Raw genomic sequence first — 19,083 nt, 5'->3', positions numbered from 1 at the left:
CCCTGATAGCTCAGTTGGTAGAGCACTCGACTGTTAATCGAGTTGTCACAGGTTCGAGCCCTGTTCGGGGAGCCATTTCTTGGAGAGATACCCAAGTGGCTATAAGGGGACCCTCTGCTAAGGGGTTAGACTGCGTAAGCGGTGCGAGGGTTCGAATCCCTCTCTCTCCGTTCTGAATTAAACTTCTCTGCAAAGGGATGAGAACCCTAAAGGTTCGTCGGAGCATAAGCTTCGTTAGCAATACTTCGCAGTCTCGAACGAAGTGAGAGTACACCTCTTTCTCCGTCCAGATAGACAAAAAATCCTCTTCACATTAGACCGGTTAACGGTCAGTGTGAAGGGGATTTTTTGCGTTTACTGATCTTTGCTTATCCCTGGTGTACGCTTCAGCCTAAAGTGAAATGCTCAACATCTCGTATAAACCTTTCTTGCCTGCTTCCGTTACTTCGACAGAGCGACTTCCTGTTTTTTGACGAATCCAGTCCAGTTCCGCTAACCGATGTCTGAGTTGTTCCCCAAGCATACCTGAGAGATGATGACGGCGTTCGCTCCAATCCAGACATTTGCGAGCGATGGCCCGGCGTGATCCTGGCTTCATCTGAAGTTTAATTCCAAACGTAGTGAACCACTGTATTCCTTTCTCTGTAACTTGATAATCCTTGCTGTGTGCCTCTTCGGGCTCTGCAAGATACCCCTTCTGTACTAAGGCTTCGCAGAGTGAGATTCCCAATTTCCCGGCCAGATGACCATAACAGGTCCGTGCATGACTCAGTTGTTGAAGCTGATCGGATTGTTTGAGAGAGCGGATCTGTACAGGCGGAGCAATACTGGCCATGCTTTCAATCAGATTAGCAATTTCTTTGTTTGCAAGACGGTAGTATCGGTGGCGCCCTTGTTGTTCAACTTCGAGTAATCCTCCCTCTACGAGTTTAGCTAGATGGCTGCTTGCCGTCTGGGGAGTGACACTTGCCATATGAGCAAGCTCTCCTGCGGGCAACGCACGGCCATCCAGTAAGGATGACAGAAAAATAGCGCGGCTTGGATCAGCGATTAACGACGCAATAACAGTAATATTCGGATATACATTCATACTTCGATCATACCTGAACTATTACTGTATTACAATCGAGTTGTATCGTCCCATAGGGGTCAGATTGAGCTTATAAAGCATTGGAATGGGAACAGGAGAGGTACAGGATGAAAAAGATAACGAAACAGGACTTCGCTACAGAGCAGTTGTCCGCGAGTCAAGAAGTGATTCAACATGAGACGATTAATCCCAGTATTTTATATTATGGTACGCCTGTAGTGCTGCTGAGCACATTAAATGAGGATGGATCAACCAACCTGTCACCATTATCCTCGTCTTGGGCACTGGGGGATTGTCTGGTTCTCGGTCTAGGTACACAGGGCAAAGCCTATGAAAATCTGAGTCGACACCCGGAGTGTGTAATTAATCTGCCGGACGCGACCATGTGGAAAAAGGTTGAGGCATTGGGTCGTTATACGGGAGTTACCCCGGTTCCTGAGGAGAAAAGGAAGATGGGCTATGAATATTGTCCTGATAAATTCACTGTAGCTGGACTGACATCTGAATGCTCGGTTCAGGTGGCTCCAGATAAAATAGTTGAATGTCCGCTCCAGATTGAAGCGGCTGTACAACACATACGTATTCCCGAACATACACCGTTCATGGCGATTGTTGAAGTGAAAACGTTGAAGGTACACGCGCACACAAGACTAATATCTGGACCGAACAAAATTAATCCAGAGGAATGGCATCCGCTGATATATAATTTCAGACATTATTTCGGATTGGGCAAGAGACAAGGGGAAAATTTCCGGGCAGAGAATTGACCTGAGTGGAGGCTTTTTATTATATAAGATGAATTAATCATTTACACGATAACGGAGAGGACAGAAAAAAAACCTGAAAAAGCGAAGCGCTCGCCCAAAAGCTTTCTGAAAGAAAGCTACATCGGAAGCATACGCTATCACCGGATTTTCCCTTGAGAAAAGGGAATCGAAAAAATCTGGGGATAACAGCGATTGGAAGGTTGTTCTGTCATCGTAGTGCAGTGTAAATAATCTTTAGTTCAACTTATATAGTCAGTGAAAGATTGGGTAATAGTAAAGATAGACTCATGTAAGCATATACATAATGAAAGAGGTGATGTGCATGGAAGTGGAATATTTGATGCGTGTACTCATAGCTGGAATATGTGGTGTGCTAATCGGATATGAGCGCAAGAATCGAATGAAAGAAGCGGGAATCCGTACTCATTTTGTGGTCGCCGTTGGTGCTGCCCTGATGATGATTGTATCGAAATACGGATTCCAGGATCAGGCTGGCTGGGACAATCTGTCCCTTGACCCTTCAAGGATCGCTGCACAAGTTGTTAGTGGTGTGGGGTTCATTGGAGCGGGCATGATCTTCACACAGCGTCACACGGTCAGGGGATTGACCACAGCAGCTGGCATATGGGCTACGGCAGGCATGGGACTTGCTGTGGGTTCAGGTCTGTATTGGACGGGTGCGGGCGTGACACTGCTTATTGTCGTGGCACAGATGTTACTGCATAGACCTACACGCTGGCTGGTATCCGCTCGAACAGAGACGTTAACCATCCATCTGCAAAATGAGGGAGAGGCCCTGAAGACTGTTTTGGCACTGCTGGGACAGGAGAAGATCTCGGTCATCGGATTTAAGACTGAACAGCAAACAAGCACAGACTCCGTGGAAGAGACTGTGCTTGAGTTCACGTTGCAACTACCGGGTTCATACCGGGGCGAGCAACTGATTATTTTGTTACAGGACGTGCCTCACGTTCGATCTTCGGAGTTAAAATGAAGAGAACCTGCATGGATCAACAGGTGATCATGCAGGTTCAGTACTTAATTCAGTATGGGTCCAATTACTGACCTTCCCCGACAATCGTTTCTGGGCGGGATACCGGTTTACCTTCAAGCAGGCACTCGATGGCATGGGCAACACCATGCTCCACATTGGTCAGCGTTATGGCTTTGGCTAATGCCTGGATTTCGGGTTCGCCATTACCCATGGCGATGCCGAGTCCAGCCATTTTTAACATGGAGACATCGTTGAAGTTATCGCCAATAGCTACTGTATCCTCCATGGAGATGTTCAGGTGAGCCGCCAGTTTGGTAAGGGCATTACCTTTGGAGACGTCCGGGTGCTGCATTTCGAAGTTATGCTCAAAGGATACAACCATGGCGACATCGGATCGGGAAGCGAAGTATTCTCGTCCTGTCTTTACTTTGTCCGGATTCATGGAGAAGGCCATAATATTATAGATGTAGGCTTCTGCCGGAATTTCGAGATGGCTGTTTACGCGGTGGTAGTCTTTTTTGTCATAGTGTTTCTTGATGGAGCGAATCATGCGTGCAATGTCCTCACCAGGGTTTGAACCAAGAACACGTTCCATCTCGGCGAGCAAGGTCTCATGACTGCTACGCGGGGCATAGATGCCTTGTTGCGTTGAAGCCTCATAATAGACATCATGATCTTCCAGCCACTGCATGACGGAAGCTGCTGTGTCACGCTCGAGCGGAAGATGGAATAAACGTTCACCGTCTGCATCATGAATTGTCGCTCCGTTGGAGCCGATAATTGGGGTTTTAATTCCGCCTTCGCGGCTGATGGTCACAACATCGGAATAGACACGTCCTGTTGCAATGGTAACTTTCATACCGGATTGCTGGGCCTTTTGGATGGCTGCGGCATTCTCCGGGCTAATCTGGCTATCTATGTTCAACAAAGTTCCATCTAAATCTGTGGCAAATAATTTCATATATTTACAACTCCTTATCATCTGTTGGTTCAGGAATGAGAATCTCAACCTGTTGTTCGGCTAGAAAAACAAGCCATTCTTTGGTTGGCCATTGATCCGTAATCAATACATCCACCAACGACCAGTCGGCAAAACGATAACCATAACGTCTATCAAACTTGGATTGATCTGCAAGAACAACAACTTTCTTGGCAGCTTTCATCATTTGGTGTTTAATTTTCCCTTCCTCTTCGGAAGCACTGAAGCCATCCATGGTGATACCGCCAATTCCGATAAAGGCTTTATCTACATAATAGTGGGAGAGGGTCTCGATAACAGAGGTACCGTAGACATAACGTTGTTCCTTATCTACTTTGCCTCCGAGCAAACGAATCTGGACAGCAGTGTGATTGGAGAGAAGATCAGCGGAATGAATCGAATTGGTAATGACGGTACAGGATTTGCCGTTTAAGTTCTCGGCACAGGCCTGCACAGTCGTGGAAGAGTCCAGAATAATGATCTCGCCTTGCCTTACAATGGCCGCAGCGAGTTTGCCGATGGCCCTCTTTTCCTCAGATACATCGAGTAAACGGTCTTTGTAGGATCTGAATTCTTGCGGAGGAGGGGGGAGAATCGCGCCGCCACGTGTTCGGATAATGGCATCCTGTTCCTCAAGCTTAATCAGATCCCTGCGTGCAGTATCCCGTGATACATCAAACAAGGCGACAATATCATCGGCTGAGATGCGATTGTGTTTGCGTAGATGTTCAACAATGAGCTGCATTCGTTCTTCTTGAAACAAACATGTCACCTCCGAGTGTATGGATGACCGTACTTATACTGATACTTTAATTATAAGTATTCTTAATGTGATTTGCAATATTATAAGTGAACGTAAGTTTTTATAAGTGTTTTGATGGATGGTTTACATTGTTCCTGCACGGGGATGACATTGGCATGAACGGGAGGTGGCTAATAACGGGGCTCTGAAGAAGAGTATGCAATGGGCAAAAAGGCTTGAAAAATAAATTTCAAAAAAAGTATTGCAAGTTCAAATTGTCCTGTGGTATACTCATTCTTGTCGCCAAGAAAGACAACTTGTTATTAAGGCCCGTTGGTCAAGGGGTTAAGACACCTCCCTTTCACGGAGGTAACAGGGGTTCGAATCCCCTACGGGTCATATCTTCACCACCTCATGAGATCTACATTTTCGATGAGTAATCCTCAAAGTCATTGCTCTTATAGACAAAAATGAAGCATGGCACATCCGGTGAAGTTTACAGCAAGAGCCATTAGCTCAGTTGGTAGAGCACCTGACTTTTAATCAGGGTGTCGAAGGTTCGAGCCCTTCATGGCTCACCATTTTTACAATTGAATATGCGGTCGTGGTGGAATGGCAGACACGCTATCTTGAGGGGGTAGTGGGTGTATACCCGTGGAGGTTCGAGTCCTCTCGACCGCATCACAGCAACAACATAAGATAGACTTCTATGATCATTCATGGGAGTCTATCTTTGTGTTATACGATATATCTCATCCTATTCCAGGCATATAAAGGCTGAGCATTCAGGAATAATGTGGTATAATTCAAGCAGATGAGTTGATTATTACGGTTGGAAGGCGGTTCTTGTATGCAGTCGATCTATGAGCGAATTGAACACCTGATTGCCGAACGAGGAATGACCAAGAAGGCTTTCTGCCAACAGCTGAAGATTAGCACAGGCAATCTGGGTGATTGGAAACGTGGCAAGTCTATTCCGAGTACGAATAAATTAATTGAGATTGCTTCGTTTTTTGATGTGAGCCTCGACTGGCTCATGATTGGGCGTCCATCGAAGGAAGCGATGGTTCGGGAAAAACGGGAGGATTATTTTTTTGACGTTTTGCGGCAATTGAATTGCCAAGAAAGTGAATTATCGACTGTGGAACAGTCTTTTATCAGCGAATATATTGAGTTCACCCGTTACCGTAAATCCAAGGAAAGTAAGGATGCTGGCGACTATCGCTATAAACCTGAGAACAAATCAGAGAACGATTCTGAGGAAAACGAAGCGTAAGTGATATGAGCAACATCCATAGACTGAATGTACAAAAACCTCTGGACTAATCCGAACACACTCGGAGACAGTTCAGAGGTTTTTTGGTGTTAACTATGCTTGATGCCCTTATTTACGAAAGACAAGAGTTTCTTTGCCCAGCAGATGTGGGCGGAGTGTGTTCCAGATCTGAAGACACTGCTCCTGAAGTTCCCAAGCTGCCATGCCAAGGAGTCGTACGCCGATGCCTCCGGTTGCCAGCAAACTTGCACCTGCGAGCATTCGCCCATCTGGTGGCAGCGCAGATCTGACTTGCTCCAACTCCGCAGTACCAAGACCTGGGGCAATCATCCATAACGCAGCGGTATGTGTGTAGTGAAGGAGAGACGCTGAGTGTTTGGGATCATCGGTATCCGGTTCGAGTCCGAATCGATCCCAGACAGCCAGTTGTTCACCTTGCCATATCTCCGTCAAGCTGCGGTAACGCTCGAATTGGAACGCTTCTCCCCGATGAATCCGTCCGGCAGACCAGATATCTGCATAGGCCAGGATTGCCTGTTCTTCCAGCTCAAAGGTTACAGTGAGCGAAGAAGAACTTCCCTTGAAGGGAATGACGCATTCAGGGAAGTATTCCAGCGTGGCCCCTTTTCCCAACCGAAAGTGATGATTAACAGATGAGGGAATGGAAGGTGTAGGATGAAGTCGGGTAGCGGATGTGCTGCTCAGCATGACATGGGTGCCTTCGCCTAATTCCCACTCGGAATGATAAAGATCCCCGTTAAGGACTCCAGGCGAGACGTCTGACGTGTACACACATAATTCGGTTCCTCCTCCGGGAGGTCGAAAGGATCGGCTAAACCGGAGTGGTGCGCTGTAATAACGATCAGTCATGACAGTCCGGTCGCCTTGAAAGGCAAAGGTGGCCCGAAGCTCGCTGCGGCGTGTGACGGGCGCACCTGCACTTTCATTCCCATTTATCTCTGTTCCCGTGGGGACAGAAGATGAATTAATGCGAGTGAGTGCCATGTTCATGGCTGTGTGAATGCAGATGTGCAGCGGAAGCATCGTCATCCATATATTGATGTTCAAGCCAGTGGACAATCTCGGATACACCTTCACCGCTCATTAGATTAGACATGACATAAGGGCGGCCTTCGCGTACCCGTTCGGTATCATTTTTCATAACTTCCAGGCTTGCACCAACGTAAGGGGCGAGGTCGGTTTTGTTGATTAACAGCAGATCTGAACGCGTTATGCCGGGACCGCCTTTGCGGGGGAGTTTCTCTCCTTGAGCAACGTCGATAATATAGATGAACACATCAGCCAGTTCCGGACTGAATGCAGCGGAGAGATTGTCGCCGCCGCTCTCGATGAAGATCAGTTGCAGATCCGGGAAGCGTTCGATCAACTCGTCAACCGCTTCGAAATTCATGGAGGCATCCTCACGAATAGCCGTGTGCGGGCATCCGCCTGTCTCGACGCCAATAATACGCTCTGGTGCCAGTGCGTTCTGACGCAGCAAAATCTCGGCATCTTCCTTGGTATAAATGTCATTGGTGATGACAGCAAGACTATAACGTGTACGTAGTGCCTTGGACAGCTTCTCCACAAGGGCTGTTTTACCTGAACCTACCGGTCCACCAATTCCAATTCGCATCGGACGACTCCGATCAAATGCCTTACGTTCCCACTCCGGATGATGCGTATGATTAGCTCCTCCACACATAACAATTCCTCCTTGGTTATATAAAAGTTGATGTTAAGACATAAACAGCCGCGCGGGTAAGGTCTCATGCCGCATGGCGTAGATTTCCTGGGCGATTCCGAAGCTGTGCATATCTTCCGGGTCATTGTCCCGCAAGAGAGCCCATTCCGCTTCGATATCATCAAGCAGTTTCTGAATCAACATCTGCGCTTCGGTTTGTCCGATGGGCAGCAGGCGAAGTGCGCTGTTCACATAAGCGTTCACTGAGGTATACAGATGCCCGGTAACGGCTTCATCCAATTCAATCTCCAATTGATAGTTAATATAACCTTGAATGGTCGTGATGCCGCAATACGCGCCATGTTCCCGGATAGCCTCATCAATTAGGGAAAAGTCCATCCATGGATAGAGTGAACGGGCCAGCTTGAGCAGTCGTTTTCCCATCTTGTGGCCGCTTTCCCTGAGTTCCCGAGGGGAGCGCTGGGCGTGGACACGTTTGTCATACAGGGCAAGTAGAGCGGCATCTTGCTGTTTTATCGCCTGATAGACGCCTTTGATGGCAAGACCATCTAGTCGTACAAGACTGGAATGAAGCTGGCTGCGAATAAACTGTTCAAGCTGCGCGGTATTTTGCACGGTGCCATCATGCGTGTAAGCTTCCAGACCGAAGGAATGGGAGAAACCACCGATGGGCAGGGCCGAATCCAGCAGCTGAACATAACGGAGTAGCTTCGTGCCACTGTTCATCATGAGTGCCCCCTTATCAGCTAATCCGTATTCCTATCAGAACATAAAGTACCGCTGTGCCATAGGCAACTCGTCTGCGGGTTCACAGGTGAGTAGCTCGCCGTCGGCGCGTACCTCGTAGGTTTCAGGATCGACTTCAATGACAGGGGTGACGTCGTTATGAATCATGTCTTTTTTGCTGACTGAGCGACAGCCTTTAACGGGTTCAACCCGCTTTTTCAGGCCCAATGACTCTTTGATCCCTGCTTCTGCTGCGGCTTGGGAGACAAAGGTGATCGATCCGCTGGCAATGGCGCTACCATAGGCTCCGAACATCGGTCTGCCAAATACCGGCTGAGGTGTCGGGATGGACGCATTGGGATCACCCATCTGGGCAAATGTGATCATGCCACCCTTAATGACAATCTCGGGTTTAACACCGAAGTAAGCCGGTTTCCATATGATTAGATCTGCCAGCTTGCCAACTTCCACCGAACCGACGAGATGACCGATTCCGTGAGCGATAGCTGGATTGATAGTGTACTTGGCGACATATCGCTTGATCCGATCGTTATCGGAGGGAGAATTCGGGTTGAGCTCAAGTTTGCCGCGCTGTTTTTTCATTTTGTCGGCTGTCTGCCAGGTGCGGATAATGACTTCGCCCACTCGGCCCATGGCTTGAGAATCGGAACTGATGATGCTGAACACGCCAAGATCATGCAAAATGTCTTCGGCTGCGATTGTTTCGGGACGAATCCGCGAATCCGCAAAAGCGACATCTTCCGGGATGGAAGGGTCCAGGTGATGACACACCATCAACATATCGAGATGCTCTTCTACAGTGTTGCGTGTGTACGGTCGTGTTGGGTTGGTTGATGAGGGGATAACGTAGGACTCCCCAGCGGCCCGGATAATATCCGGTGCGTGTCCGCCACCAGCGCCTTCCGTATGGTACGTGTGGATCGTCCGGCCGTTGATTGCAGCCAAGGTGTTTTCGAGAAATCCGGTTTCGTTCAATGTATCGGTATGGATAGCCACTTGAACATCATGTTCCCCGGCGGCAGTCAGACAAGCGTCGATAGCGCTCGGGGTAGTGCCCCAATCTTCATGTAGCTTCAGGCCGATTACCCCAGCTTCAATCTGTTCAATTAAAGGTGCGGTACTGGAACTGTTGCCTTTGCCAAGGTAACCGATGTTCATGGGAAAAGCTTCTGCGGACTCCAGCATCCGGTGGATGTGCCAGGCTCCTGGTGTGCAGGTGGTGGCTTTGGTTCCTGTTGCTGGTCCTGTTCCCCCGCCGATCATGGTCGTGACCCCGGAGGATAACGCAGTCTGAATCTGCTGTGGGCAGATGAAATGAATATGGGTATCAATGCCGCCAGCGGTTACAATCATGCCTTCACCGGCGATGATTTCGGTGGAAGCACCGATGACCAGTGCGGGATGAACACCATCCATTGTATCCGGGTTACCGGATTTGCCAATGGCGCAGATGTGACCATCTCGAATGCCGATATCCGCTTTTACAATGCCCCAATGATCGATAATGATAGCGTTAGTGATGACAGTATCAGGGGTGCCGTCGCTTCGCAGAGCAGTGGTAGACTGGCCCATCCCGTCGCGGATAACCTTGCCGCCCCCGAACTTGCTCTCATCTCCATATACGGCATAATCATGTTCAATCTCTGCCCATAGTTCGGTATCCGCAAGTCTTACGGCATCGCCGGTTGTTGGTCCAAACATGGACGCGTATTGTTCACGGCTCATTCGTTTCATGAAGGTTCACCTCCATCTTGTATGGGAGGGGAGAACGTCTTCAGGAATGCCTCCAGTTTCACTGGATCGGGGGCTTGATCCGCAGAGCCTTCGGTTAATCCGTTGAACCCGTGAATCTGGCGTTTGCCGCCAAAGGTTGTGAGTTCAACCGGTTTCTCTTCACCGGGTTCGAAGCGAACTGCGGTGCCTGCCGGAATGTGCAGGCGATGTCCAAAAGCTGACGTGCGATCAAAGTCCAGTGCTGCATTAACTTCATAGAAGTGAACGTGAGAGCCGACTTGGACGGGGCGGTCGCCGCGGTTAAGGACAAGGAGTCGTAGGGTTAAACGATCCGGATGACAGATGATGTCGTCATCTGGCTTCAAACGGTATTCACCAGGAATCATGGTTTCTCCTGCCTTTCTCAGCGTATAGGTTCATGTACAGTAACCAGTTTTGTACCGTCAGGAAATGTAGCTTCTACCTGTACTTCAGGAATCATATCGGGAATACCATCCATACAGTCTTCACGTGTCAGGATGGTGCCTCCGTATCTCATTAATTCGGCAACACTCATTCCATCCCGTGCTCGTTCCATCAGTTCGGAGGTCAACAAGGCGATGGCTTCGGGAACATTTAACTTGAGTCCGCGTGCTCTTCGTTCACGGGAGAGGTTAGCGGCCACGGTAATCAGGAGTTTTTCTTTTTCCTGCTCAGTCCAGTGCAAGGCAATCCGACCTTTCGCTTATAATGTCTGATATGTTCATGGATCATATTGTATGTTAAATATACTCACACAGGGTGAATCCTTTGTCAATAAGCTTCAAGGCATATTAGCAGTATGCATGAAACGAGTAGGCATGAAATAAAATTATGTAAGCTATATTGACATGAAGAGAGGAACCCTCCATAATTTGGATCAACGAACATTTCGGACGCAAATGACCTTAATGTTCGTCAATAGACTAAAAAAAGGGAGTGTAGGCTATTGAAGAAGAGGTCGGTCAAGTTATGGAGTATTTTGCTGGGTGCGGTCATTGTGATGACAGGATGTGTGGAGGGCACTGCGCCGCCTGAAGCTTCGGGTTCAGGTGGTACAGGAGAGCCGGCTACATCCGGTGAACCGATTAAAGTTGGCATTCTTCACTCTCTCAGCGGAACGATGGCGATCAGTGAAGTATCTGTTAAAGATGCGGAGATGCTTGCCATTGAAGAGATCAACGCCGCGGGCGGAGTTTTGGGTAAACAGATTGAGCCTGTAATTGAGGATGGCGCTTCGGATTGGCCTACTTTTGCGGAGAAGGCTGGAAAGTTACTGCAACAGGATAAGGTCGCTGCTGTATTTGGTGGATGGACCTCTGCAAGTCGGAAGGCTATGCTCCCGGTGTTTGAACAGAATAAAGGTTTATTGTTTTACCCGGTGCAATATGAGGGATTGGAATCGTCGCCAAATATTTTTTATACAGGAGCAACAACCAATCAACAGATCGTTCCATCCGTAACCTGGTTACTGGAGAACAGGGGCAAGACGTTTTATCTGCTCGGTTCAGATTATGTATTCCCAAAAACGGCCAATCAGGTCATTAAGGCACAACTCGCAGCAGAAGGCGGCGAAGTAGTGGGTGAAGAATACACACCGCTGGGCCATACCGATTACAGTACCATCATTAGCAAAATCAAAGCTGCGAAGCCGGATATTGTATACAATACGCTGAACGGAGATAGCAATGTGGCCTTCTTCAAACAATTGAAGGATGCCGGAATCTCCTCGGATCAGATGACGACCCTCTCGGTAAGTGTGGCGGAGGAAGAAATCCGTGGTATTGGCGCAGACGTATTGAAGGGGCATCTGGCTTCGTGGAATTATTATCAGACAACGGATACACCTGAGAATGCAACATTTGTTGCCAAGTATAAAGAAAAATACGGTGCTGATCGAGTGACAGCTGATCCGATTGAAGCGGGATATGTGGCGGTTTATCTCTGGAAGGCGGCGGTGGAAAAAGCAGGATCAACCGACGTGGAGAAGGTGAAGGCAGCTGCCAAGGGTCTGGAGTTTGATGCCCCGGAAGGTAAGGTAACCGTGGATGGAGAGAATCAGCATATCTACAAAACCGTACGGATCGGTGAGGTGCAGGAGGATGGGCAGTTCAAGGAATTGTGGAATTCTGGTGAGCCTGTCAAGCCGGACCCTTATCTGAAAACGTATGAATGGGGAGCAACCCTCAGCGCTAAATAACATAGAAACCTCGCAATAAAACAGGCAACTCGCTTCAAAGCAGCTGAAACATAAACGAGGGTGTGACAACACATCCTCTTACCGTATCGCGGTAAAGCGTTACTGTGATGTGGAAAATGTTACTGCCCATAATTGAATTCATGTGAAATATCGAGAGTCACGGTATGGAGGAGGGGATAGCGATGGATATGTTTATCCTGCAGATGTTCAATGGTCTGAGTATCAGTTCAATTCTGTTGTTGATTGCATTGGGGCTTGCAGTAACGTTTGGGCTGATGAATGTCATCAATATGGCTCACGGTGAACTGATCATGATCGGTGCATATGCAACATATGTAACACAAAATCTGTTCATGTCCTATGCTCCAGCGGCGTGGTTTGGTGCCTACTTTGTTGTGGCTCTGCCGATTGCGTTCATTGTAGCGGCTCTGATTGGCTGGTTGCTTGAAGTGGTGCTGATCCGGCATCTATATGGCAGGCCGCTGGACAGTCTGCTGGCGACATGGGGTGTAGGCATGATGCTGCAACAACTGGCCCGTACGATATTCGGAGCGCCAAACGTGGGAGTATCCAGTCCGGCTTGGCTCAATGGGGGATTGGCGATCTCGGATGGTATTGTATTTCCGTATAAACGAATTTTCATTATCGCACTGGTTGCGGTGGTGCTGCTGTGTATGTATCTCTATATCTATCGAACATCTTCCGGAAGACGAATGAGGGCTGTGATGCAGAATCGGAGCATGGCGGGGTGTCTTGGGATTTCGACCCGGCGGGTGGATGGCATGACCTTTGCGATTGGTTCGGGAATTGCCGGAATTGCTGGCTGTGCATTAACGCTCATTGGTCCGATTGGTCCTTCGCTTGGTACGTATTATATTGTGGATGCGTTCATGGTCGTTGTTCTGGGTGGCGTTGGGAAATTGGTTGGAACCGTGTGTGGTGCATTGGGGATTGGTATGTTCAACACGCTGTTCGAAACCTATACCTCTGCCTCCATTGGCAAGGTGCTTGTGTTTGTATGTATCGTTGCTTTCCTGCAATGGAAACCACGCGGATTGGTCGCGATGCGCACACGGAGTCTCGATTAACGTGAAAAAGGGGGTTAGTTCATGTCGGCATTACTCAAGACTGGCAGTCTGAAAATGAGAATCATCTGGGCGGTTGTACTGATCATGATGTGTCTTGCTCCACTAATCTCCACGGAGTTTCGTCTGAGTCTGTTAGCCAAGTTTTTGGCGCTAGCAATCCTGGCCATCGGTCTCGATCTGATCTGGGGATATGGGGGTGTGCTAAGTCTTGGGCATGGGGTGTTCTTTGGTCTGGGTGGGTACGCGATGGCGATGTATCTGAAGCTTCAGGCTAGTGGAGCAACGCTTCCTGACTTCATGGGATGGAGTGGTCTCAGTGGTCTGCCGTGGTTCTGGGAACCATTTCGCTCTTTCCCGGTGGCGCTGTTATTGGGGATAGCCCTTCCAGCATTGCTTGCCTTTGCTCTGGGGTGGTTTACGTTCCGCAACCGGATTACCGGTGTTTATTTTACCATCCTGACTCAAGCTTTGGTTCTTATTATGGTAACACTCTTTGTTGGTAAACAGGAATGGACGGGTGGGACAAATGGCATCACCGGATATAATTCGATCTTTGGTTTTACACTTCATTCCGCTGGAACGACGATTGCTCTCTACTATATAACGCTTGCTGTTCTGGTGATCGCTTATATGCTCTGTCGTCGAATGGTGAACAGTCGGTTCGGTCAAGTGCTCGAAGCTGCGCGTGATGGAGAGAATCGGGTGCGATTCCTCGGATATGATCCGGCAGGATATAAAACGCTGGCTTTTGCTTTTTCCGGTGCGCTTGCAGGCATCGCGGGCATGTTGTTTGTACTTCAGGTGGGTATTATCTCGCCATCGATGATGGGGATTGTACCCTCCATTGAGATGGTCCTGTGGGTTGCATTGGGTGGTCGCGGTACGCTTATTGGAGCGGTCATCGGAGCAGTGGTGCTGAATGCAGCCAAAACAGGCATTAGTGAGGCTTATCCCGAAGGGTGGCTGTTTGTCATTGGTGGGCTCTTTGTAACGGTGGTTTTGTTCATGCCAAACGGTATTGTAGGTGTGTATCGTCATGTCGTTCGCTTGCTGAAGCGGAGAGGAGAGAGTGCGCATGTCCAAGTCACTCGGGAAAAACCTAAAGTCTACTGAGGAATCAGCGGTGTTGGTAGCCGAGGATATTACGGTGGCCTTTGGTGGGTTCGTTGCTGTCAAAGGCATGAATCTGAAGCTGCATGAACATGACCTGCATTTTTTAATCGGACCCAATGGTGCTGGGAAAACAACGATGCTGGATGTGATATGTGGCAAAACAAAACCCATGTCCGGCTCGGTGAAGATGGCGGATGGCACGGAATTAACACGACTGAAGGAGCACCAGATTGTTCGCAAAGGTGTGGGACGCAAATTCCAGGCGCCATCGATCTTTGCAGGTCTGACGGTACAGGAGAATCTGACGCTGGCGGGGGAGACTCGCCGTTCCCCTTTGCAAGCCATCGGTATTCGTCGATATGGGAAAATGAGTGCTGCCATGGAGCATGTTACCCTCCAGATTGGTCTGCAAGACCGCGTTGATGCTCGTGCAGGAGCGTTATCACATGGGGAGAAGCAGTGGCTAGAGATTGGCATGTTGCTTCTGCAGGAGCCACGTGTGTTGTTGCTGGACGAACCAGCCGCAGGCATGACGGATGAAGAAACACACAAGACCGGGCGACTTCTGCAAGAGATTGCGCGTGAGCGCTCGGTTGTGGTGGTGGAGCATGATATGGAGTTTGTGCGAGAGTTCGCAGCCAAGGTAACGGTGATGCATGAAGGGAAACTGCTGAAGGAAGGTACGATGGCGGAGGTACAGGCAGACCCGAAAGTGGCAGAAGTGTATCTGGGCAAAAGGAGGGATGACCATGCTGTCGTTGCAACGAATTGAATCCGGCTACGGGGAAAGCAATGTGCTTCGTGGTGTGAACCTGGATGTACAGCCCGGACAGGTGGTGTGTCTGATGGGTCGTAACGGTGTAGGGAAAACAACGTTGATGAAAACATTAATGGGGCTGCTCAAATCACGCAAGGGCAGTATTCAGTGGCAAAATCAGGAGTTATCCACCTTGGACTCAGCCAAGCGGGCACGGGAAGGGATTGGTTATGTACCGCAGGGGCGGGAGATTTTCCCGCAGCTTACGGTGAAAGAAAACTTATTGCTCGGTCTGGAGACAAGTGCACCGGGAGTAAAAACGTTCCCGGAGGATGTACTGGCGATGTTCCCAGTGCTTGCTACGATGTATGGACGGCAGGGCGGGGATCTGAGTGGTGGACAGCAGCAGCAGTTGGCATTCGCCCGGGCATTGGCTTCGCGTCCAGGGTTGTTGCTACTGGATGAGCCGACAGAAGGCATCCAGCCTTCTATCGTGGAGGACATTCGGCAGGTTATTTTGCAGCTCAAGGCAAAGGGGAACCTCTCGGTTCTGCTGGTAGAGCAGAGTATCGATTTTGTACGAAGTGCCGCAGATTACATCTATATCATGGACAAAGGAACCATAACCCTGCATGGGACACCGCAAGAGCTGGATATGTCGCAGTTTGAACATCATCTCTCCGTATAGTTGTAGTTAGTCGGCGAGTGGAGAAAGGTTTCAGGAACGCTTGTCCAGGATATTCGAGTATTTCGGATATAACCGCCGGATGCATTCCGGACAGATGTCATGGGTGAATTCGGCGTGGGTATGCTTCTCCAGATAACTCTCAACGGAGTTCCAGTGTTCCTCTTCGTCCTTGATTTGTTTGCAGACGGCGCAAATAGGCAGTAGTCCGCGCAATGTGCGCACTTCAGACAATGCCTTTTTCAATTGGTGTTCTGTCTTTCTTTGTTCGGTAATATCCATGTGTGCAATTAAAGCGAGATCGGTATCCAGAATTGAATTTGAATAAGATAGAGGGGTGAGTTCTACACGAAACCACCTCTTTTCGTTGTATATAGTATACACGCAGATGTCATATGTATGATTTCGATTAAAGGGTATTCCGCGTTCTTTCAAATTCTGTGCGACAAGTGCCATGTTAGCGTTCTTGCTTCGTTTTGCCCAGGCTTCCGTCAGATGCAGGTAATGTCTATGACTACTGTGTATATCCGGGTTTGGTGAGCATTGACCGAGTCCCTGTTGCCAGGCACGGTTACAACTTTGGATAATCCAATTGTCATCAACGATGATGAGCTGGTGACGTATGGACTGGAACGACAGCCTCTCCAGATCGGATGTAACATGTCTCATGGATGAGACCCTCCTTTGGCAGAAATCTTATCTCAGTTCATCTGGAATGTCCAAAATATCAGCGACCAGGTGCCTGAATCGGGTTGCTTTGCGTGTGCCGTGAATGAGATTGGATAAACGATAGGGTGGGATGCCATGCTGTTCACAAAAGGTCTTCTGGTCCACTTGAAGTTCGGTTAGCCGTCGTTTGATGGCCCATCCGAACGGAGTAACTGGTTTTTTCTTGTTCAAAAGGGTTCACCCCTGGTTAGAATGTAGTATTCAGCCGCCCTTTCTTCATGTAGAATATATAGAAATGCGAGCTGTATGTTTTATTATATACGTAAATTCGTCATCTAACAATTAAAAAAGACGGAAAAAAGTGTATTTTGTGATTATAAATGGCGTAAATACGTAAATAAAACAAATAAAATGACAAAAAACACGTCGGCAAGGAGGTTGCCGCGTGTTTTTTAATTTTTTTGAATGAAGGGGAGCAGGCATGAGGAGGAAGAGGATTAGGCCCTGTAGGCATGAAGTCCAGCTCCGAGCATATGGAAACTGGGGAAAAACGATTTCATGGACATCGAGGTTGGCTGTGCCAGTCCATCCGCAGCCGAGGCGCTGACGGTCTTCCATTCATTCTCCAGATCTGTGGCCAGGCGGACCATCAGATCCTTGGTTGTATCGTTGTTCAGGGGAATGACTTTGGAGGCTTCGGTTATGCAGGCATTCATGGCTGAATGCAGGTAACCAAGGACCGCCTCTTCGACCGGGATGTCGAGGTGGTGGTTAATCCAGGCATGAACAGTGGAGAGGCAGCCAACCGAATCGTATTTGGCAAAGATCTGTTCGAGCTGGCTGAATTCAATCCAGGGGTGCAGAGCGCGTGCGAGTCTGATCAATCGTTTACCCATGGCGGCAGCTTGTTCTCTGAGATCTCCAGGGGTTCGCTGAACATGGACAAGCTTGTCGATCAGAGCTATCCGCCATGTATCCTTGTGATCTGCTGCGGTATAGATGCCTTTGATGGCCATACCTTCAAGACGAACGATGCTCGGATGCAACTGACAACGCATGAATGATTCGAGATCTTCAGCATTACGAATGGTACCCTCCCTGATATGGATATCCATGCCGAAGGAATGGGTGAACCCTCCAACCTGAATAGAGGAATCAAGCAGTTTGACATAATCGAGCAGCTTATTCCCACGGTTCACAATCATTCGCCTCCTGTGTTCGTTAAATGTCACTTAAAGTGACATTTATATTCCTTTTTGTTTGCTTTATGTTTAAAAATCCGAATTATATGATAGTTATCATCCCATAAATGTCCGCTTTTTGTCAATAGTATCCGTGAAATTAATGGATTAAATCTGGAATTTAATATTTGTGTTATTTTATATAACTTATTGTGTTATTTATGTGGTGAAGTTCATGGAGGACTATATATAAGGAAGGACTATATATAAATGAATCAACAAGATCGGCTCTTACCGAAAAAGAGGGGATCAAATCTAATCATATGCAGTTCATGGGTAAAGATGACGAGATTATGCGATTTTTGATGAAAATGCCTAGCTGAAAAAGAAGTATTAAAAAATACTTTACTTTTAGTTCTGAACCCGGTATAATCAATTCTGTTGCCGATTATTTACGACATGCGGTCGTGGTGGAATGGCAGACACGCTATCTTGAGGGGGTAGTGGGCGTATGCCCGTGGAGGTTCGAGTCCTCTCGACCGCATCATATGAACGATTAAAAAGAAGCTTTCCATTAATGGGAAGCTTCTTTTTTTTGTCTTTTTCGAACAGTATGACATCTGGGTTGAAAAAAGGCCATCCATTACCGGAGGAATGTTGCTCTACCTTCCGGCTACGGGTGGCCTGTGTATTATTTTTGAAGTAAGTTCTTGATATCTTCTTCAATCTTGTCCGGTGTTGTTTTGGGAGCATAACGTTTAATGACCTGTCCGTTCTGATCCACGAGGAATTTGGTGAAATTCCATTTGATTGCTTTGGAGCCGAGCAGGCCAGGAGCCTCTGTGCTAAGGTGTTGGAAAAGAGGGTGAGCGCTTGAGCCGTTCACATCAATTTTCTCAAACATGGGGAAACTCACGCCATAATTCATCTGACAGAACTCGGCAATATCGTCGGAAGATCCTTTTTCCTGTGCAAACTGGTTGCTTGGGAAACCAAGCACTTCAAATGGAGCATCTTGAAACTTGTCTTGCAATTCTTGCAGACCTTTGAATTGAGGGGTAAGGCCGCATGAGCTTGCCGTATTCACAATCAGGAGCACTTTGTCACGGTAGTCGGACATTTCAACTTCTTGACCGCGAAGGGTATTCACTTTGTAATCGTAGACTGTCATCTAAATCGCCTCCATTTATTTACTCTTATATCTTCTATTATATTGGTTGCAATTAAATATTGCAAAACTAATATGGTGTTAAAAGAATCAAAACAGGCAAGTTGTGCAGAATACGTGAATGAATTGCGAAGTGATTTACGCCAGAGTGAGAATTAGATAGCCTTGAA

At 48.1% G+C, this 19,083-nt stretch carries 21 protein-coding genes and 5 tRNA genes; 13 read left to right on the top strand and 13 right to left on the bottom strand.

The genetic code is table 11. The features are described 5' to 3' along the window. Positions 1 to 81 precede the first annotated feature (81 nt). Positions 82 to 170 (top strand) — tRNA-Ser (locus C170_RS15070). A gap of 221 nt (positions 171 to 391) precedes the next feature. Here C170_RS15070 and C170_RS15065 read toward each other — a convergent pair. Beyond that, entirely contained in the window at positions 392 to 1,090 is a 699-nt protein-coding gene (locus C170_RS15065; protein WP_036610871.1) for an ArsR/SmtB family transcription factor, read from the bottom strand. Between the two features lie 107 nt (positions 1,091 to 1,197). Here C170_RS15065 and C170_RS15060 point away from each other — a divergent pair, with 107 nt between their 5' ends. Continuing rightward, on the top strand, positions 1,198 to 1,857 hold the full coding sequence (locus C170_RS15060) for a flavin reductase family protein (RefSeq protein WP_051447187.1): 660 nt from the start codon (positions 1,198 to 1,200) through the stop codon (positions 1,855 to 1,857). A 322-nt stretch (positions 1,858 to 2,179) separates the two neighbouring features. After that, positions 2,180 to 2,851: an MgtC/SapB family protein gene (locus C170_RS15055; RefSeq protein WP_051447186.1), complete on the top strand. Its 672-nt coding sequence runs from the start codon at positions 2,180 to 2,182 to the stop codon at positions 2,849 to 2,851. Positions 2,852 to 2,915: 64 nt separating this feature from the next. Here the strand turns inward: C170_RS15055 and C170_RS15050 are convergent, their stop codons facing one another. Beyond that, positions 2,916 to 3,812 carry a Cof-type HAD-IIB family hydrolase gene (locus C170_RS15050; protein WP_036610865.1) on the bottom strand — a complete coding sequence of 299 codons (897 nt, stop codon included), beginning with the start codon at positions 3,810 to 3,812 and terminating at the stop codon, positions 2,916 to 2,918. Positions 3,813 to 3,816: 4 nt separating this feature from the next. Continuing rightward, positions 3,817 to 4,593, bottom strand: coding sequence for a DeoR/GlpR family DNA-binding transcription regulator (locus C170_RS15045; protein WP_017690024.1), 777 nt, complete (start codon positions 4,591 to 4,593; stop codon positions 3,817 to 3,819). A gap of 306 nt (positions 4,594 to 4,899) precedes the next feature. Between C170_RS15045 and C170_RS15040 the strand changes: the two genes are divergently transcribed. The 4 genes from C170_RS15040 to C170_RS15025 all read left to right on the top strand — a co-directional run bounded on the left by C170_RS15040 (position 4,900) and on the right by C170_RS15025 (position 5,848). Further along, positions 4,900 to 4,971: transfer RNA gene (locus C170_RS15040), tRNA-Glu, on the top strand. A 106-nt stretch (positions 4,972 to 5,077) separates the two neighbouring features. After that, positions 5,078 to 5,153 (top strand) — tRNA-Lys (locus tag C170_RS15035). Positions 5,154 to 5,170: 17 nt separating this feature from the next. Next, positions 5,171 to 5,253, top strand: a tRNA-Leu gene (locus C170_RS15030). A gap of 169 nt (positions 5,254 to 5,422) precedes the next feature. Beyond that, complete coding sequence (locus C170_RS15025; RefSeq protein WP_036610863.1) at positions 5,423 to 5,848, top strand: helix-turn-helix domain-containing protein; 426 nt, start codon at positions 5,423 to 5,425, stop codon at positions 5,846 to 5,848. A gap of 108 nt (positions 5,849 to 5,956) precedes the next feature. On the opposite strand, the gene C170_RS15020 is transcribed toward C170_RS15025, so the two are convergent. The 6 genes from C170_RS15020 to C170_RS14995 are packed head-to-tail and all read right to left on the bottom strand — an operon-like array spanning position 5,957 to position 10,740. After that, on the bottom strand, positions 5,957 to 6,928 hold the full coding sequence (locus C170_RS15020) for an urease accessory protein UreD (RefSeq protein ID WP_162158975.1): 972 nt from the start codon (positions 6,926 to 6,928) through the stop codon (positions 5,957 to 5,959). After that, on the bottom strand, positions 6,834 to 7,553 hold the full coding sequence (gene ureG, locus C170_RS15015) for an urease accessory protein UreG (RefSeq protein ID WP_017690021.1): 720 nt from the start codon (positions 7,551 to 7,553) through the stop codon (positions 6,834 to 6,836). Before ureG ends, C170_RS15020 begins: the two co-directional genes overlap by 95 nt. Positions 7,554 to 7,586: 33 nt before the next feature. Further along, positions 7,587 to 8,282 (bottom strand): urease accessory protein UreF, encoded by a 696-nt coding sequence (locus C170_RS15010; protein ID WP_081745939.1) that lies wholly within the window; start codon positions 8,280 to 8,282, stop codon positions 7,587 to 7,589. Positions 8,283 to 8,315: 33 nt separating this feature from the next. Then, a complete protein-coding gene (gene ureC / locus C170_RS15005) occupies positions 8,316 to 10,034 on the bottom strand; it encodes an urease subunit alpha (protein ID WP_036610857.1) in 1,719 nt (572 codons plus the stop codon). Continuing rightward, entirely contained in the window at positions 10,031 to 10,420 is a 390-nt protein-coding gene (locus C170_RS15000; RefSeq protein ID WP_036610844.1) for an urease subunit beta, read from the bottom strand. Before C170_RS15000 ends, ureC begins: the two co-directional genes overlap by 4 nt. A 17-nt stretch (positions 10,421 to 10,437) precedes the next feature. Continuing rightward, positions 10,438 to 10,740, bottom strand: coding sequence for an urease subunit gamma (locus tag C170_RS14995; RefSeq protein ID WP_036610841.1), 303 nt, complete (start codon positions 10,738 to 10,740; stop codon positions 10,438 to 10,440). Between the two features lie 261 nt (positions 10,741 to 11,001). Here C170_RS14995 and urtA point away from each other — a divergent pair, with 261 nt between their 5' ends. The 5 genes from urtA (at position 11,002) to urtE (ending at position 15,898) form a co-directional block, all read left to right on the top strand. After that, positions 11,002 to 12,252, top strand: a complete 1,251-nt coding sequence (gene urtA / locus C170_RS14990; protein ID WP_036610839.1) for an urea ABC transporter substrate-binding protein — start codon at positions 11,002 to 11,004, stop codon at positions 12,250 to 12,252. A gap of 182 nt (positions 12,253 to 12,434) precedes the next feature. After that, positions 12,435 to 13,340, top strand: coding sequence for an urea ABC transporter permease subunit UrtB (gene urtB, locus C170_RS14985; protein WP_036610830.1), 906 nt, complete (start codon positions 12,435 to 12,437; stop codon positions 13,338 to 13,340). A gap of 21 nt (positions 13,341 to 13,361) precedes the next feature. Continuing rightward, positions 13,362 to 14,453: an urea ABC transporter permease subunit UrtC gene (urtC, locus tag C170_RS14980; RefSeq protein ID WP_051447185.1), complete on the top strand. Its 1,092-nt coding sequence runs from the start codon at positions 13,362 to 13,364 to the stop codon at positions 14,451 to 14,453. Beyond that, positions 14,416 to 15,225: an urea ABC transporter ATP-binding protein UrtD gene (urtD, locus tag C170_RS14975; protein WP_036610827.1), complete on the top strand. Its 810-nt coding sequence runs from the start codon at positions 14,416 to 14,418 to the stop codon at positions 15,223 to 15,225. Before urtC ends, urtD begins: the two co-directional genes overlap by 38 nt. Continuing rightward, complete coding sequence (urtE, locus tag C170_RS14970) at positions 15,203 to 15,898, top strand: urea ABC transporter ATP-binding subunit UrtE (protein ID WP_036610826.1); 696 nt, start codon at positions 15,203 to 15,205, stop codon at positions 15,896 to 15,898. Before urtD ends, urtE begins: the two co-directional genes overlap by 23 nt. Before the next feature lie 30 nt (positions 15,899 to 15,928). Here the strand turns inward: urtE and C170_RS30080 are convergent, their stop codons facing one another. The 3 genes from C170_RS30080 to C170_RS14955 form a co-directional block, all read right to left on the bottom strand. Continuing rightward, on the bottom strand, positions 15,929 to 16,564 hold the full coding sequence (locus C170_RS30080; RefSeq protein ID WP_051447184.1) for a hypothetical protein: 636 nt from the start codon (positions 16,562 to 16,564) through the stop codon (positions 15,929 to 15,931). A gap of 27 nt (positions 16,565 to 16,591) precedes the next feature. Then, positions 16,592 to 16,795, bottom strand: a complete 204-nt coding sequence (locus C170_RS14960) for a hypothetical protein (protein WP_017690011.1) — start codon at positions 16,793 to 16,795, stop codon at positions 16,592 to 16,594. 266 nt (positions 16,796 to 17,061) lie between these two features. After that, a complete protein-coding gene (locus C170_RS14955) occupies positions 17,062 to 17,763 on the bottom strand; it encodes an urease accessory protein UreF (RefSeq protein WP_162158974.1) in 702 nt (233 codons plus the stop codon). Between the two features lie 443 nt (positions 17,764 to 18,206). On the opposite strand from C170_RS14955, the gene C170_RS14950 reads away from it, so the two are divergent. Then, positions 18,207 to 18,289 (top strand) — tRNA-Leu (locus C170_RS14950). A 147-nt stretch (positions 18,290 to 18,436) separates the two neighbouring features. Here the strand turns inward: C170_RS14950 and C170_RS14945 are convergent. Continuing rightward, positions 18,437 to 18,916, bottom strand: coding sequence for a glutathione peroxidase (locus tag C170_RS14945; RefSeq protein WP_036610823.1), 480 nt, complete (start codon positions 18,914 to 18,916; stop codon positions 18,437 to 18,439). Positions 18,917 to 19,083: the final 167 nt, after the last annotated feature.

Source organism: Paenibacillus sp. FSL H7-689 (assembly GCF_000517905.1).
GTDB lineage: Bacteria > Bacillota > Bacilli > Paenibacillales > Paenibacillaceae > Paenibacillus > Paenibacillus amylolyticus.
The sequence above is the reverse complement of the archived record's forward strand: the minus strand, read 5'-3'. Positions and strand labels throughout refer to the sequence as shown.